Annotated in this window: 15 protein-coding genes; 3 read left to right on the top strand and 12 right to left on the bottom strand. The window is 49.4% G+C overall.

Annotated features, from left to right (window positions below):
* Nucleotides 1–18: 18 nt before the first annotated feature.
* The gene (locus tag B1728_RS05580) at nt 19–858 is read right to left on the bottom strand and encodes a transporter substrate-binding domain-containing protein (protein WP_079909199.1); all 840 of its coding nucleotides are present in this window, start codon (nt 856–858) and stop codon (nt 19–21) included.
* Between the two features lie 174 nt (nt 859–1,032).
* Between B1728_RS05580 and B1728_RS05575 the strand changes: the two genes are divergently transcribed.
* A complete protein-coding gene (locus tag B1728_RS05575) occupies nt 1,033–1,935 on the top strand; it encodes a DMT family transporter (RefSeq protein ID WP_079909198.1) in 903 nt (300 codons plus the stop codon).
* Nucleotides 1,936–2,011: 76 nt separating this feature from the next.
* On the opposite strand, the gene B1728_RS05570 is transcribed toward B1728_RS05575, so the two are convergent.
* From B1728_RS05570 to B1728_RS05525, 10 genes are all read right to left on the bottom strand, one after another.
* Nucleotides 2,012–2,467 carry a hypothetical protein gene (locus B1728_RS05570; protein ID WP_079909197.1) on the bottom strand — a complete coding sequence of 152 codons (456 nt, stop codon included), beginning with the start codon at nt 2,465–2,467 and terminating at the stop codon, nt 2,012–2,014.
* A 156-nt stretch (nt 2,468–2,623) separates the two neighbouring features.
* On the bottom strand, nt 2,624–2,950 hold the full coding sequence (locus B1728_RS05565) for a hypothetical protein (RefSeq protein WP_079909196.1): 327 nt from the start codon (nt 2,948–2,950) through the stop codon (nt 2,624–2,626).
* A gap of 141 nt (nt 2,951–3,091) precedes the next feature.
* On the bottom strand, nt 3,092–3,304 hold the full coding sequence (locus B1728_RS05560) for a YezD family protein (RefSeq protein ID WP_079909195.1): 213 nt from the start codon (nt 3,302–3,304) through the stop codon (nt 3,092–3,094).
* Nucleotides 3,305–3,368: 64 nt separating this feature from the next.
* On the bottom strand, nt 3,369–4,178 hold the full coding sequence (locus B1728_RS05555; protein WP_079909194.1) for an alpha/beta hydrolase: 810 nt from the start codon (nt 4,176–4,178) through the stop codon (nt 3,369–3,371).
* A gap of 19 nt (nt 4,179–4,197) precedes the next feature.
* Nucleotides 4,198–5,259: a sulfate/molybdate ABC transporter ATP-binding protein gene (locus B1728_RS05550; protein WP_079909193.1), complete on the bottom strand. Its 1,062-nt coding sequence runs from the start codon at nt 5,257–5,259 to the stop codon at nt 4,198–4,200.
* A 6-nt stretch (nt 5,260–5,265) separates the two neighbouring features.
* The gene (gene cysW, locus B1728_RS05545) at nt 5,266–6,150 is read right to left on the bottom strand and encodes a sulfate ABC transporter permease subunit CysW (RefSeq protein WP_079909192.1); all 885 of its coding nucleotides are present in this window, start codon (nt 6,148–6,150) and stop codon (nt 5,266–5,268) included.
* A gap of 87 nt (nt 6,151–6,237) precedes the next feature.
* The gene (gene cysT / locus B1728_RS05540) at nt 6,238–7,074 is read right to left on the bottom strand and encodes a sulfate ABC transporter permease subunit CysT (protein WP_079909191.1); all 837 of its coding nucleotides are present in this window, start codon (nt 7,072–7,074) and stop codon (nt 6,238–6,240) included.
* Nucleotides 7,075–7,128: 54 nt separating this feature from the next.
* On the bottom strand, nt 7,129–8,220 hold the full coding sequence (locus B1728_RS05535; RefSeq protein WP_079909190.1) for a sulfate ABC transporter substrate-binding protein: 1,092 nt from the start codon (nt 8,218–8,220) through the stop codon (nt 7,129–7,131).
* Between the two features lie 326 nt (nt 8,221–8,546).
* Nucleotides 8,547–9,005 carry a Fur family transcriptional regulator gene (locus B1728_RS05530; RefSeq protein WP_079909189.1) on the bottom strand — a complete coding sequence of 153 codons (459 nt, stop codon included), beginning with the start codon at nt 9,003–9,005 and terminating at the stop codon, nt 8,547–8,549.
* Between the two features lie 57 nt (nt 9,006–9,062).
* On the bottom strand, nt 9,063–10,097 hold the full coding sequence (locus B1728_RS05525) for a CobW family GTP-binding protein (protein WP_079909188.1): 1,035 nt from the start codon (nt 10,095–10,097) through the stop codon (nt 9,063–9,065).
* Between the two features lie 437 nt (nt 10,098–10,534).
* Between B1728_RS05525 and B1728_RS05520 the strand changes: the two genes are divergently transcribed.
* Both B1728_RS05520 and trhA read left to right on the top strand, forming a co-directional pair.
* Entirely contained in the window at nt 10,535–11,887 is a 1,353-nt protein-coding gene (locus tag B1728_RS05520; RefSeq protein ID WP_079909187.1) for an N-acyl-D-glucosamine 2-epimerase, read from the top strand.
* A 98-nt stretch (nt 11,888–11,985) separates the two neighbouring features.
* Complete coding sequence (gene trhA / locus B1728_RS05515) at nt 11,986–12,630, top strand: PAQR family membrane homeostasis protein TrhA (RefSeq protein WP_079909186.1); 645 nt, start codon at nt 11,986–11,988, stop codon at nt 12,628–12,630.
* A gap of 86 nt (nt 12,631–12,716) precedes the next feature.
* On the opposite strand, the gene B1728_RS05510 is transcribed toward trhA, so the two are convergent.
* Nucleotides 12,717–15,116: a type IA DNA topoisomerase gene (locus B1728_RS05510; protein ID WP_079909185.1), complete on the bottom strand. Its 2,400-nt coding sequence runs from the start codon at nt 15,114–15,116 to the stop codon at nt 12,717–12,719.
* Nucleotides 15,117–15,145: the final 29 nt, after the last annotated feature.

Genomic DNA, 15,145 nt, shown 5'->3' with positions numbered 1-15,145 from the left:
TTATCGTGCTTGGTCTTATTATTCCACCAAATCGTTCGCTTCCATTACAAATTTATCCACGGTTTTTTCCTTCATCAGCTTGTCCAGCGAAGCATTCATTGCATCCACCAGATCAGAGCTTCCTTTCTTCACTGCGATAGCAGAACCGCTGTCTTCCGTAGACAATTTGATATCCGAAATGATCAAATCCGGATTTTTGGACAAGTAAGCAGTTGCTACAGGCTGCTCAACTACTAAAGCTTCTGTCTTCTTGCTCTTCAAATCCAACATCAGGTCGGAGATTTTACCAAGAGCCTTCATCTCGGAGCCCGGCATTTGCTTGGTCACGATTTGTTCCTGCGTAGCACCTTTTTGTGCGCCGACTCTCTTGCCTTCCAAATCTTTGATAGATTTGTATTTATCCTTGTCCTCCGCACGAATAACCACCGTTTGCACCGCTGTATAGTAGATTTTGGTGAAATCTACGCTTTGCTGACGTTCCGGCGTCGGCGTCATTCCAGAGATGATGAAGTCGATATTACCCGCTTCCAATGCTGGCAGCAAGCCTTCATACTTCAAATCTTTAATTTCAAGCGTGACACCCAGATCTTTGGCTAGAGTTTTGGCAATCTCAATATCAAAGCCTACGATCGTATCCTTGCCGTTGACTTCTTTATGAAACTCATAAGGAGGATAGTCGGCGCTAGTACCTACGACAATTTTGCCCGCTTTTTTAATTTGCTCCAGCTTGGTCGCCTTAGCCTCTTCCGGTTTACCTGCGCCAGCCGAGGAAGAATCTGCTGCCGGTTTTTGTCCGCATGCCGATAGAAGCAGAACCAGGCTTAAAAGCATAAGAATGATAGCTTTCGATTTAAACATTGGTCAATTCTCCTTTCTAAATAACTTCCACATTATATCCCACATGCCCCGCTTTGACAATAACGTAATCTTTACGACAGAGGGCTAGAAAATCTATGATTCGCTCTAGCATTACTCCCCCATAGTTTAGTATAATAAAAAGGTTTTGAAGCAGCTACCATCGGAGGAATAGCAATGATTACCAATAAAAGAAGCCCTTTCCCATTGTGGATAGTTTTTACCGCGGGGATCATAGCCATCTCGTTCTCATCTATCTTCGTCAAGCTGTCATCAGCACCGGTCTCGGTATCCGGGATGTACAGACTCTTCATTACAAACCTGCTGATGCTGCCTATGATGTGGAAATATATACCAGATATTAAGAAGCTATCCAGAAAGGATTGGCTCTTGCTTATCGGCTCCGGTGCAGCTCTCGGCCTTCACTTCCTGCTATGGATGGCTTCCTTGAAATACACGTCGGTAGCAAGCTCCACCGTGCTTCTTACTTTGGAGCCGATCTTTGTTCTGGCTGGAGCCTTCATCGTTTATCGGGAACGGACAACCACAGCGGCAGTGGCCGGAATCTGCCTTGCGGTCCTAGCCGCTATGATGATTGGGTTTAAAGACTTTACCGTTTCGGGGGGCGCATTGCTAGGGGATCTGCTCTCACTTCTGGGGACTGCTGCCGTGGCGGTACATATGCTTCTGGGTCAAAAACTGAGCAAGCATATCCCCTCTCTGCTGTACAGCTTTGTCGTATTCTTAGTGGCCGGGATATGCTTTGCCATCTACAACGGCTTTAACGGATATTCGTTCATTGATTACTCGATTAACGAATATGTCTTATTTCTGCTGTTAGCTATCGTGCCTACGGTATTCGGCCATGTTCTGTTCAATTGGGCACTCAAGTATGTTAACGCAGCCTCCGTGTCCAGCGCCGTCTTTGGGGAGCCGATAGGAGCCACCCTTTTAGCCTGGATGATCCTGGGGGAATCCATCAATGCGATTCAGGTTGCTGCCGGTCTTTTGCTTATATTCGGCGTATGGATATTCATTAGAAACAATCATGTCCGGTATGAGCCGCAAAAAGCTCAGTAGCAGATTCATGATAGGGTAGAGAAAAATGAAAAACGGCGCTCCGCGTACGGAGGCCGTTTTGGTGTATTCCAGCATATTAAAATAGCGGAGTCTTCGCCCACCAGATTTCATAGTGAATGCTTTGATCTACCTTGCTAGGGTTAAACGGCTTCGCCTTGATATCCAGCACCCCGCCCGGAGCAAGATTAATTTCCCAAGATTCGCGGCCAGTTGCAGAAAATACACGATTAGCGACAGAACCTAGCCCTGTGACTCCAATGGAGCTTATGAAATAATCGTAGCTTCTATCATCAATAGTATCGAAATTAATATAAAAATGCTCAAATGCAGAGGAAGTATTCGTGTGTTTATAATAATCGGCATCGGAATAAGAAGTAAAATACCCTCTGAAATTATCGCTGTAGCCATAAAATATCATAGGATCATTGTACGTTGTGCCTTTTCTATACGTATTGGCATAGGCAGATGAGGCGATAGCGAAGACCATAATGAGTACAAATGCAGAGAGCAGCAATGACTTCATTTTTTTCATAAATTCTACCTCCCAAAATTGGATATAAATAGCGGCCACTATTCACAGGATAATTTTACCATATATTTATATATTTTGGAATAGTATATATATTACTCCATTTTAATAGCACGTTTCTTCACTCCAATGAAGGAGAGTGGATTGTTTTTCAGATCATTAATTCTGATTCAGAAACACCGGGACGGGGAGATGGATAAAATCATACAGCTGCTTGGTCACGCCGCCTTTGCCAAAACGAAGGATGCTGCCGTTAGTGCGCTCCGCTCCGTTCTTTTCCTTAACCAGGTTCAAAAAGGATACGGTAGCGCTCCGCCGCTGAAGCACATTCTTATATCCGAAATTGTATAACCATTGGTCTATCGTATTATAGATCCCACGATTCAAACCGAACGTTTGAAAGCAATACGTGACAAACTGGATATCCGGCAAATGCAATACTTCCGATTCGCTCAATTCGGACCATGATTCCACATTAGCTATCATCGAACTTCACTCCCCCAGATTTAAGGTAATAGAGTCATCCTGCTGTAGAAACCAAAAAGACCGTCCGATTATCCGCAATTCCTAAAGGGAATTCGCGAATTTTCGAACAGTCTCCGGTATACCGGTCGACAGCTATATAGTTCAGCCTTTGCGGCGGTTTCCTTGTTGTCTGGCATCTACAGCATGCTGATCCCGCAAAGCGGCTTCAGACTCGAATCTTTTACGTTCGGTCCTCTCAATTTGTACGATTCTGCCGTCATGCACCACAATCTGCACCGTGCCGTACTCCAATCCATTAACAGAGTTCACAATTCTGCTGCTCCACAGTTCATCTACTTGTAACGGTTTTGCCATTTGTCATCCCTCCATTATTATTATTCCTATGTTTTTTGTCGGAATATAGACTAAAAAAATAATGTCAGATTGTCCAGTCGTACCAGTCGTTTCTTCGCTTCTCTAAGGATAACAGCCAGTTTTTCGTAGCCGAAATCAATTGAATATAGGCTTGACCGGAGGAATACGTATGATCCGCTTGGAAAATAACCTCTTTGTCGCATTGTCCCTGCGATCTTAACCAGAACAGCTTTTGATACAGGAAGCAGTAATCAACGGGAATCACATCATCATTCGTTCCATGCACGACGAACACATCTCCGGTAAACTTTCGGGTTTGCTCCAAAGGCTGATGACCTGCTAGCGATTCGAAATAGGCAGGCTTGAAGGAATAGCCCAAGTAATCGGAGGAACCCAATTGAACGGCTTCCTCATATGTTTTTTTGCCAATAATCTTTATGATATCGTTAAAAGGATGAGCCACGGCGGACCAAAGCACCAGCGACTTAATTCTTTTATCTCTCGCAGCGGTAAGTACAGCTACTGCACCGCCAAGGCTGTGTCCAAGCAGAATGACACGGGCAGGATCTACACAATCGATTTTCAAGGCATAATCAATGACAGAACGGGTTTGGTCGATCATCGCATCCAGCCCTCCGGACCCGTAATCCCCGGAGCTCTCTCCGCATCCTGCAAAATCAAACCGCAGCACCATGTAGCCTTGTTCGCTAAACTCCCTTGCCGCTTTGACAAACAGCCGGTCGACGCCGATCCGGTTGCCGATAAATCCGTGGGCGATAATAATAATTGGATTTTTGGACCCAGTCGACGCAGGATAATGAAGAGTTGCCGCCAGCTCCGCATATTCGCTTTGTATTGTGATGTGATGTTCCATTGACAACTCTTCCTTTCGATTAAATGTGTACCGGCAGCGGATCGATTTTCAAACCGTTCTCCACCGTTAGATTTTCCCTATCATTGAACAAATAAACCCGATGAATAAGAACCTGTACCGGATCACCCGGTTTTAACGTCTCAAGCTCCAAGGATCTGTATGCGAATAAGATCTGGTCATGCACCTCTACCTCCACCTGCCAGTTGGTGCCGCGGAAATAAATGTTTTTGACCGTGCCCATCTCTGAAGCGGAAGGAAACGAGATTTCGCTGGGGAACCCGATTTCGACAAATTCAGGCCGGATAATGGCTTTGGCGTCCTGCAGCTCGGCTTTCTCAAAGCCTTTGAACGTATTGATGCGTTCCAGACTGTTCGATTCCCCGATAAATCCGGCGACGAACGGTGTTTCCGGATTTTGATAAATATCGATCGGCGTCCCCTTTTGCTCCAAGGCTCCTTGATTGATGATCATGATCTGATCGGCTACCTCGACCGCCTCCTCCTGATCGTGGGTGACGAAGATGGTCGTAATTCCGACCCGATTGATCATATCCTTAAGCCAAGTGCGCAGCTCCTTGCGGACCTTCGCATCAATGGCGGCAAAAGGCTCATCGAGCAGCAGCAGCTGAGGCTCAGGGGCAATGGCCCGGGCAAAAGCAACCCGCTGCCGTTGTCCCCCCGATAGCTGGTGAGGCAGCCTCTTTTCCAGACCCTTCAGTCCAGTAAGCTCCACCAGCTCGCTGACCCGGGCTTTGATCTCCGACTTCGGCCGCTTCTGAACCGACAAGCCGAAGGCGATATTTTCAAATACGTTCATATGGCGAAATAGCGCGTAATTCTGAAATACAAATCCGATGCCCCGCTCCTGGGGAGGAAGATGATTCACCTTTTGTCCGTGAAACAAAATCTCCCCGGAGTCCGGCTCCTCCAGGCCTGCCAGCATACGCAGGATGGTCGTTTTACCGCCGCCGCTCGGTCCGAGCAGGCCGATCAGCTTTCCTTTTTCAATCTCAAAACTGACGTCTTTGGTGGCTTGAAAGCGGCCAAAGCTTTTCATCAAGTGTTTGGCTACGATATGCATGCTCTCTTACTCCCCTTCCTGCTGCTTCAAACCGTTAAACTTCCATTCAATGACCGACTTTACCACAAGCGTGATAATTGCAAGCAGCACCAGCAAGGATGCCATGGCAAAAGCGCCTGCGAAGTTGTACTCGTTGTACAAGATTTGAATATGGAGCGGAACCGTGTTCGTTGAACCGCGGATGTGTCCCGAGACGACGGAAACAGCGCCGAACTCTCCCATCGCTCTTGCGTTACACAAGATGATCCCGTACAAGAGCCCCCATTTAATGTTGGGCAGCGTTATCTTCCAGAAGATGCGCCAGCCTTTGGCGCCTAACGTTACGGCGGCTTCCTCTTCTTGAACGCCCTGCGCCTGCATCAGAGGGATTAGCTCGCGCGCTACAAAGGGGAATGTAACAAATACCGTTGCGAGCACAATGCCCGGCAGCGCGAATATGATTTTGATATCATGCTCTCCCAGCCAGGGTCCGAACCACCCTCTGGCTCCGAATAATAACACATAGATCAAACCGGAGATGACGGGCGATACGGCGAAAGGAAGATCTATTAGAGTAATGAGTACATTTTTGCCTTTAAATTTGAACTTGGTGATCGCCCATGCTGCCGCGACGCCGAACACTAGATTGAGCGGAACGGCAATGGCCGCCGTCATTAGAGTCAGTCTTATGGCTGCTGCGGCATCCGGATCGGAAAATGCCTTGAAGTACACTTCGCTGCCCTTTCGGAATGCCTCGACAAACACTGAAATGAGCGGAAGCACAAGCAGAAAGCCCAGGAATGCTATTGCAATGGCGATTAAAATCCATTTCACGACCGCCGGTTCGGTAATGTGCTTGGGTCTATCCTTAACTCCCGAACCTATTTTTACGGTTGCCACGTATCCGGCCATGGGGGTCCCTCCTCAGAGTTTTGCTGTGCAAAACTTACATCGTAAGAGTTGCTTGAGTTTTGCTGTGCAAAACTTACTTCGTAAGCGTTAATTCGATACATTCAAGCGGTTCGCCCGCCATTGGATGAAGTTGATGACCAGCAGCATCAGGAAGGAAATGACCAGCATGACAAGCGCGATAGCGGTTGCTCCTGCATAATCGTACTGCTCCAGTTTGGTCATGATAAGCAGTGGGGCAATTTCGGTCTTCATCGGCATGTTCCCCGAGATGAAAACGACGGAGCCGTACTCTCCCACCGCTCTGGCGAAAGCTAGCGTAAATCCGGTCAACAAGGCCGGCAGCAGCTCGGGAAAAATAATTTTCCTGAACGTTCTCCATCTGCGCGCACCAAGACTAACCGCTGCCTCCTCAATATCCTTCTCCAGCTCCTCGATAACCGGCTGCAGCGTGCGTACAACAAAGGGGATGCCGATAAACGTAAGGGCAAGCGCGATGCCGATAGGGGTAAAGGCAACCTTGATGCCAAGGGGCTCGAGAATACTGCCGATCCAGCCATTTTGCGAATAAATCGTGGTCAAGGCAATCCCCGCTACGGCTGTAGGCAGAGCGAAAGGAAGATCAACCAGCGCGTCTATGAACCGTTTACCCGGAAAGGAATATCGTACAAGGACCCAGGCAACGATAAATCCGAATACAGTGTTAACCAATGCAGCCCCGATTGCCGTCCCGAAGCTGATTTTGTAGGATGCGAGGACACGCGGATCCGTGACCACGTGCCAAAACTGCACCCATGACAACCCTGATGTTTTTATGAAGATGGCAGATAACGGAAAGAGGACGATTAAACTGAGATATAACACCGTGAAGCCCATCGACAATCCAAAACCAGGTAATATACTGCGCTCTTTCCAACCTTTTGCCATGGATTTCTCTCCTCTGACTTTCATTCTCTTTCATTCCTACTCTATCTTTTAAAGTTATGGTTTATAGATTTGGTCAAACACGCCGCCATCGTTAAAATGCGTCTTCTGCGTCTTCGTCCATCCGCCGAACGGTTCATCGTCTATGGTGAACAGGTTGACTTTACTGAATTGGGATTCATATTTCTTGGCTACCGATTCCAGACGAGGACGGTAGTAATTTTTCGCCGCAATATTTTGGCCTTCCTCAGTGTACAAGTATTCCAGGTATGCTTGCGCTACTTCACGGGTTCCTTTTTTATCGGCGACTTTATCGACAACTGCAACCGGTGGCTCAGCCAGCACGCTGATAGAAGGCGTTACGATCTCGTATTTATCTTTGCCAAACTCGTTAATAGACAAGTAGGCTTCATTCTCCCAGGCAATCAAGACATCACCAATGCCGCGCTGTACGAAGGTCGTTGTAGAATCACGGGCTCCGGAATCCAGCACCGGCACGTTTTTGAACAGCTGCTGCACGAAATCCTTCGCTTTGGCCTCATCCTTTCCATACTTCTGATACGCATAGCCCCAAGCGGCTACGTAATTCCAGCGGGCGCCACCCGATGTCTTCGGATTCGGGGTAATGACCTGAACACCCGGTTTGATTAAATCGTCCCAGTCCTTGATCCCTTTGGGATTCCCTTTTTTAACCAGGAAAACTATCGTTGAAGTGTAAGGAGAGCTGTTGTTGGCCAGCTTCTTCTGCCAATCCTTCTGGATCAAGCCCGCCTCCTGGATCGCATCAATATCGTAAGCAAGTGCCAATGTTACGACATCCGCCTCCAGCCCGTCGATCACCGACCGCCCTTGTTTGCCGGAGCCGCCGTGGGATTGCTTGAAGGTAACAGTTTGGCCGGTTTTATTTTTCCAATAGGTTGCAAATGCTTTGTTATAATCCTGGTACAGTTCGCGTGTAGGATCATAGGATACGTTGAGAAGCTCTACGGGCTTTGCCGCTGCCGTCTTATTGTCCGGCGAGCCTGTCGGAGCCGTTCCCGCCGCAGGAGCCCCTGCTCCTCCGCCGCATGCGGTAAGACCCAGCAAGGATAAACTGACTAAACTGACAACGGACCACTTTTTCCAATTCAACAGGCGTACATTCGACATCTTTATTTTCTCCCCTCATTTATATAGGACCAAGTCGAACCATATGTAATCTGTTGTTCAATAAGAAGCTTTCGTCTCCTTATCTCGGCTTGAAATCTCCGGTGGTCCGGTTGATTAACTTTTATTCCGATCTGATTACTATGATTTATAGTCAGTATATTAGCACCGCTGGTGAAATGTGTCAATCGTTTTTTAACATTTTATCAAAAGCAAAATAACCCTTAAAGCAGCTCTTGGCGTCATAGCCGATTCAAGTGTTTGCGTGGACTCTATATAGCAAAAAAACCTTCGGATCACCCAGGATCCAAAGGCTCTTCGGTTATACGTTATTGGTTCGTTGCTTTAGCCGCACAGTCATCACAATAGCCAAAAATTTCAAATCGGTGATTCATAATTTGAAAGCCTCCCGGCAAATTGGGAACGTGCTTCATCGGACAAAATTCGAAGGTAACGGTTTTCTCACATTGCAGACAGATCATATGGTGATGATGATGCGATTGGCAGCGCGCACGAAATTTTACGCCTTCATTCAAATAAAACTGCTCCAGCACGCCCATTTCACTTAACAAACGAAGGTTCCGATATACCGTGTCAAAGCTGACGCCAGGATACTTTTGCCTCATGGACTCATAGACATCCTTAGGTGACAAATACCCTTCGGCCTCCGCAAATAAAGCAGCCAAGCTCTTGCGTTGATCCGTAATTCGCCATCCTTTATTGGCCATCGCCCGGACCATTTCCTGAATGGTTTCTTGCGTATGTTGTTCATGCTCATGATTTGACATAGTTATCCCTCAATTTATGCATACTTAGGTTAATAATGCCCGATTTTGCCAACGGAGTCAATCCTCTCGCTCCAGCGCCGCCAGTTCCGCCGCGAGTCTTTCCTTCGAAAAATGCTCCCCGATAAATACGGCTACATTAGGCAAATCTTCCTTGGGAGTTATTTTTACAAAATCCATTTCACGGTAAGCGTATTGGAATAAAAACAAGCTGGCCGTATCTGAAAAACGAAGAATGCCTTTGGCGCGATATACCTCTTGCGGCAGTCTGCCGACCAGCGCCTCAAATTCCTCACTATCAATAGGTTTGCTAAAATAATGGGTGTACACCATGACATGATCATGGGAGTGATGCATCTCGTGTCCATGTTCGGCATGGTGATCGTGATGATGAGACGGGTCTGTGCACACGCCATCTTCCATATGACAATGAGCATGATCCGCTTCACTATGCGCGTGCTCCGATGCCGTAACCGTCCCTTCAGCTTCTGTTAACCGATCAAACAAGCTCATATCGACTTGACAGCGAACCGTCGCCGTCATGGGAGCAACCGGATTCAGCTCGCGAATCCCCTTTTCAATAGCTGCAATTGCATCGGTCGGAACCAAATCGATCTTGTTTAGAATCAGCTGTGTCGCGCAGCGAATTTGATCCTGCATTAGACGGAAGGTTTTGCTCTTCCCTCCTTCATGCTGCTTTTGAAATTGAGCGGCGTCGATGACCGTAATAACGGATTTTAATTCAAGCTCCGTTAACAGCGAAGCATCGGTCACACCATCCAATATTTCAATCGGGTTCGCGGCACCCGTACATTCAACGAATATCACATCGGGGTCATTATCCCGGATCAAGTCCCTCAGCTCTAGCCCCAGATCCCCACGGATCGTGCAGCATATACAACCGCTCAGCATCTCGGTCATCGGAACATCGTCTTCCACCAGCATGCCGTCCAAATTGACATCGCCCAGCTCATTCATGAGCACTGCGGGCTTTTTGCCGCTTTGCTTATAATATTCAATGGCCTGCGATAGTAGCGTCGTCTTACCGCTCCCCAGAAATCCGGATAAAATGTGTACGGGTACGGCCTTTGTCATGATCGCTTTCTCTCCTCGCCTATCTGCAAATAAAATCATCGTATAAGAAAATTGTAGCTCTTACCGATAGTAATGTCAATTATGAGTAATTATTACTATTAACAAATCACCATTACCATCCTTTGTACGAACCCTTTTGATACTTAAGCCAAGACTGGACATCAGAGATCAAATATAAAATTCCTGAGATGACAGCCAGCTCTCTTTTCTCCGATTCATGCAGCAGCTTCCATTTCCCCTCATAATAACAAACGTTTTTATGCATCGTCTATCTAGTAATAGCCATAAAATGTATTCATCTATTATAAACCAAACGGACTAAGGGTTTTGAAACTGCCCTATCGGCCGACTAATTTGGTATTCTTAAACATATGCAGCTGTAAGAGCTTATATCGTTTGTCAAAGACCGTCAGCTTCGCAGGAAAGGTGGTTCCATAATGAAAAACATGCTGGGTCCTTCCATCCAGGTTGATCCAACCTTCCCCTATTACCGGGATCGGTCGCCGCAAAGCATTGCCGATGAGCTATGGATCGCAGGCTACAGGGTTGTCCGTTATTTCGTGACCGACGAGACCCAAGTGAATGATCAGCTGCTCAAGAAGCTGCGCGACCGAGGCTTTGCCGTATGGGCAACGGTTCTGGGGAACGGAACCTATACGACGGCACATTTGCCCAACGATTGGCCGGAATGGCAGATGACCTTATTAAAGCCGGTCAACGATGGGTATTACCGTCTCTCTCCCTTCAGCTACCGCTATGTGGCCTGGAAAAAACAAGCGCTGGCCCGGCTGGTCCGTACCTATCCCTTTGACGGCTTGGAGATAGCGGAGCCTTATTTTCCCGAATGGAACGGGTTATCCAGCGGCGTATACGGCGATGTCGGCCCTTATGCGCGCGCCGCTTTCAAGCAGCAATACGGCTCGGATATTCCGGATTTTAAATACGCCTCCTCACCCCTTTACTATAAAAAAAATCCGATCCTGTACCGCCAATGGGTCGAGTTCCGAGTCCATGCGGTGAACCACTTTTTATTCGAGCTCATCAACGGAACGCATGGAGTTAGAGAGTCGAGACCCGATATACGGATCGCCACCTGGTCACTCGGGATCGATGCGGGGCCAGATTCAGTGCAAAAGCTCAGGGAATATCAAGGGATCGATGCTAACTCGATGATTGCTTACGTAAGGCCTGATGTCCACTTCATTCAGACGCATTGGCCTGATTGGATGCGATGGATGCTGCCGGCGGACTATATTCAACGTTATGAGCCCTTCACCTCCCGAATACGAGCCCAATTTCCGAGTTTACCACTAGGTATTCAAACCGACATCGGTTCGTTGAAAAATATGAGGCGCAGCCGGGAATGGCTGTGGAAGTTTGCCGAAACGGCTGCCAAGCTCGGCTACGCTTCATGGACCGCCTATGAATACCATTTGGGCAAGTACATGTACGATGAGCCTCCTAAGGCCGTCAGCGCCGGGAGGAGCGGGCAGGAGCTGGTTCTGGTCCGATTTACCAAACGAATCGATGAGAAGTCTGCAGCGTCTGCCGGTCCCTATGTAGTTTATGTCCACGGCCAGCCTGCGAACGATATTCAGGTATCCGTGAAGGAGGTCGACGGCAATCATTTGTGGCTGCACAGCTCCAATTTCCCGAAAGGCTTGTTTCAGCTGTCCATCCCTGCTATTCAGGATACGCCCCAGCTGTGGCTGTTCCCGGCCAAAAAAGGAAACCTTTCTCACGTTCCTTGTTTTGTTACGGTGGGAGGAGCGGCTCAGGAAAATGATTGATATTTTCATTCCGGCAGCTTAAAATTTAGCATTCCTGGGAACGATAGGATAGGCTGAATGCAGCCTATTTTTGAGAAGCAACGGGAGTGGTAACCGGAATGGAAGCAACGTCATGGAAAGAAGAAAAGGCAAACGCCATCAGCCACGGATTGGCCGCTGTTTTGAGTTCGGCAGCGTTTGTCTTGCTGCTGGTGCAATCGCTAAAAAGCGGGAGCATGGTTCATTTACTTGGAAGCGCGGTGTTCGGGGCATCGCTTGTCATATTGTACGTTTGCTCCACTCTGCTGCACAGCGCCACCCAGGAGCAAGCAATCGCAAAATATGAAGCGCTCGATCATGCCGCAATCTATTTGCTTATTGCTGGGACCTATACACCGTTCCTTCTTGTATTGCGCCATAGTCCTTTGGGACTGTGCATGCTTATCCTCATATGGGGCTTGACCTGTCTCGGGATCACCTTGAAGCTGGTGTATCCGGGCCGTTATATGACCTTCTCCATAGGCCAGTATCTGGTCATGGCTTGGCTCAGCGTGTTCATCTTACGCCCTCTTCAGCAGGTGCTGTCTCAAGAAGGAATGCTATGGCTTATCGGGGGGATTCTGCTGTACAGCATAGGCAGCATCTTTTATTTTTGGCGGGGGATCCGGTACCATCACGCCATCTGGCATATCTTCGTATCTGGCGGAAGCCTATGTCACTTCGTAGCCGTTTATGCTTATGTACTGCCTTTGCTGGCAGACTAATGCAAATAAAAAAGAACGGCCCCTCCGATGTTTGGTTGAGGGGCTGTTCGATATGATTATGAATAAGTTCAATGTGATAGATTGGATTATCCGGTGACGGGCTCTACGGAGAGCTTGCCTGTGCTTCTGTCCGTCAGCACCATCCGCCCTTCCACGGGATTCCCTGACTCGTCGGTCCAGGTCATTCGGGCGGTTCGTCCTTTTTCCACCAGGAAACGGACGGCCGTCTCCGTTAATTCGGCGCCGAAGCTGTTCTTCCAGATCACAAATCCGCATCCGGATTTGTACTCGCTGCAGCCATAGCCGCGCTTGCCCATGATGATGCGCCCGCGGCAGCCGGGTCTCGGGCATGCGGCTATGCCCGGCAATGCCGTCGCAGCCGCTGCGGCCGGCGTGCCGCCTGCATGGGCGGGCACGCTTGCGCTGGCTGCGGCAAGCATCGGCTCCGCCGCGGCAGGCTCCGCGCTGCGGCGCGAGCGCGTCCCGCCGGCGGGCGCCTTGCCCGCGGCGTCGCCGCTGCGCTTGGCGCGGGTGCGCTTCGCCGCCGGCGCTGCGGCAGCGCTGCCGCCTGTGGCCTCGCCCGCGGCTGCGCGCTTGCGCGTCCGCTTGGCTGCGCCTGCGGACGGGGCATCGCCCTCGAAGGCCTGCTTCGCTGCCTTCGACTGGACGCGAACCTTATCGACGATCAGGTTCGTGAATTTCTTGACATTGGCCATGAACGCTTCGTCCGAGGCCAATCCGCGGGCGATCTCATTGAGGCGGCGCTCCCAATGGCCTGTCATTTCGGGCGAGGTCAGAAGATCGACGCCCGCTCCGCGGACGAGCTCGATCGCTGTGCGCCCTTTCTGCGTAATGACGATGCGCTTGCCCTGCATGACGATATAACCTACTTGCTTGAGCCGCTCGATGACGGATGCCCGGGTGGCAGGAGTCCCCAGTCCCGAGTCCTTCATGGCATCGCGGAGCTCCTCGTCCTCAATCTGCTTGCCCGCTCCCTCCATCGCTTTGAGCAGCGTTCCTTCCGTGTAGGCCTTCGGAGGCTGGGTTTCTTTTTCCTTAGCCGCTATTTTCGCGCATTTGACCGGAAGCTCCGGCTGAAGCGAGAAAGGCGTGCTGATTTCCTCCTCCGGCTCCTCCTCTTCGGATTTATCGGCTTTTCCTCGCGATTTGGGCTTGTCCTTCTTCTGATCCGCATAGATCACCTTCCAGCCTTCGGCAAGAAGCTGCTTGATGGTGCTCTTGAACATCTCCTGCTCGACTTCCGTCATGACCGTATGCATCTTGTACTCGGCAGGCGGGTAAAAATGCGATAAAAACCGGCGGACAACCAAATCATACACATTCTGCTCATCGCTGGATAATCCGCTGGCTTTTTTATGCGTAGGCAGTATCGCATGGTGATCCTCCACCTTAGCCGGATTGCACACCGCCTTATTGTTTTTATGCACTCTGCTTTTATCCGCATTCGCAACCAAGTGGCCATATCCGGTTCCCCTCAGCTGCTCCAGCGACCGGTGCATCTCGCCGATATTTTGCTCCGTCACATAGTTGGAATTTGTCCTGGGGTAGCTGATGACCTTATGCTTCTCATACAGCGCTTGAGCCAAATCCAGCGTCTTCTTCGCGGAATAGCCGTATTTCGCATTCGCTTCACGCTGCAGCAGAGTCAAATCATACAGCTTGAAAGGATACTCCTTCGTATCCTTTACCTCGTAGCTTGCGATCCTTCCCGGCTTGCCTTTAAGCTTCGCAACCAGGGCATTGGCTTTCTCTGGGTCGGTTATACGATCCCCTTGCCACAAGCCTTTATACTCGGTATCCCCTTGCTTGAACTGCGCCTCCACCTCATAAAACTTGCTGGACTGGAACGCCTCGATTTCTTTTTGCCGGTCATACAAAATAGCGAGCACCGGTGTCTGCACCCGCCCGACGGACAGCAGCTCGTTATGCTTGGTCGTAAAAGCGCGCGAGCCGTTCATTCCGATCAGCCAGTCCGCCTCGCTTCTTGCTCTTGCCGCCTTCGTCAAGTTCTCATATTCCGAGCCGTCCCTCAGCTCCGCAAAGCCTTTGCGAATCGTTTCCGGAGTCAAATCCGAAATCCACAGCCGCTTGACCGGGTGCTTCAGCTTCAAATGCCGTTGAATTAAGGAGAAGATATGCTGCCCCTCTCGCCCGGCATCACAGGCGTTTACCAGATGGCTGCATCGCTTCGCGAGCTCTGCAATCACCTTCAGCTGGTCCTTCGTCTTATAATTGGGAACGAGCTTGAACTGATCCGGTATGATCGGCAAGTCATTGAAGTTCCATTTCTTGTACCTGTCGTCATAGGCGTCAGGCTCTGCAAGCCCGATCAGATGGCCTATGGCCCATGTAATAATATATTGCTCACCTTCAATGTAAGTACGGTGATTTTTTGCTTTGGAATCTATTGCGGCGGCAATATTCCGGCCCATGTCCGGCTTCTCCGCAATGACAAGAGTCTTCAAACCTGGAATCGCTCCTTGAGAATAATAGA

The sequence above is a fragment of the Paenibacillus sp. 32352 genome (assembly GCF_002042965.1).
GTDB lineage: Bacteria > Bacillota > Bacilli > Paenibacillales > NBRC-103111 > Paenibacillus_S > Paenibacillus_S vulneris.
The sequence above is the reverse complement of the archived record's forward strand: the minus strand, read 5'-3'. Positions and strand labels throughout refer to the sequence as shown.

What these genes read in the sequence shown, in the direction of transcription:
- B1728_RS05565 (WP_079909196.1), bottom strand. Translation starts at nt 2,950, where the DNA reads ATGATAGCTAATGTGGAATCATGGTCCGAATTGAGCGAATCGGAAGTA.
- cysT (WP_079909191.1), bottom strand. Translation starts at nt 7,074, where the DNA reads ATGGCAAAAGGTTGGAAAGAGCGCAGTATATTACCTGGTTTTGGATTG.
- B1728_RS05525 (WP_079909188.1), bottom strand. Translation starts at nt 10,097, where the DNA reads ATGACAAAGGCCGTACCCGTACACATTTTATCCGGATTTCTGGGGAGC.
- B1728_RS05550 (WP_079909193.1), bottom strand. Translation starts at nt 5,259, where the DNA reads ATGCATATCGTAGCCAAACACTTGATGAAAAGCTTTGGCCGCTTTCAA.
- B1728_RS05535 (WP_079909190.1), bottom strand. Translation starts at nt 8,220, where the DNA reads ATGTCGAATGTACGCCTGTTGAATTGGAAAAAGTGGTCCGTTGTCAGT.
- B1728_RS05520 (WP_079909187.1), top strand. Translation starts at nt 10,535, where the DNA reads ATGAAAAACATGCTGGGTCCTTCCATCCAGGTTGATCCAACCTTCCCC.
- B1728_RS05560 (WP_079909195.1), bottom strand. Translation starts at nt 3,304, where the DNA reads ATGGCAAAACCGTTACAAGTAGATGAACTGTGGAGCAGCAGAATTGTG.
- trhA (WP_079909186.1), top strand. Translation starts at nt 11,986, where the DNA reads ATGGAAGCAACGTCATGGAAAGAAGAAAAGGCAAACGCCATCAGCCAC.
- cysW (WP_079909192.1), bottom strand. Translation starts at nt 6,150, where the DNA reads ATGGCCGGATACGTGGCAACCGTAAAAATAGGTTCGGGAGTTAAGGAT.
- B1728_RS05530 (WP_079909189.1), bottom strand. Translation starts at nt 9,005, where the DNA reads ATGTCAAATCATGAGCATGAACAACATACGCAAGAAACCATTCAGGAA.
- B1728_RS05580 (WP_079909199.1), bottom strand. Translation starts at nt 858, where the DNA reads ATGTTTAAATCGAAAGCTATCATTCTTATGCTTTTAAGCCTGGTTCTG.
- B1728_RS05555 (WP_079909194.1), bottom strand. Translation starts at nt 4,178, where the DNA reads ATGGAACATCACATCACAATACAAAGCGAATATGCGGAGCTGGCGGCA.
- B1728_RS05570 (WP_079909197.1), bottom strand. Translation starts at nt 2,467, where the DNA reads ATGAAAAAAATGAAGTCATTGCTGCTCTCTGCATTTGTACTCATTATG.
- B1728_RS05575 (WP_079909198.1), top strand. Translation starts at nt 1,033, where the DNA reads ATGATTACCAATAAAAGAAGCCCTTTCCCATTGTGGATAGTTTTTACC.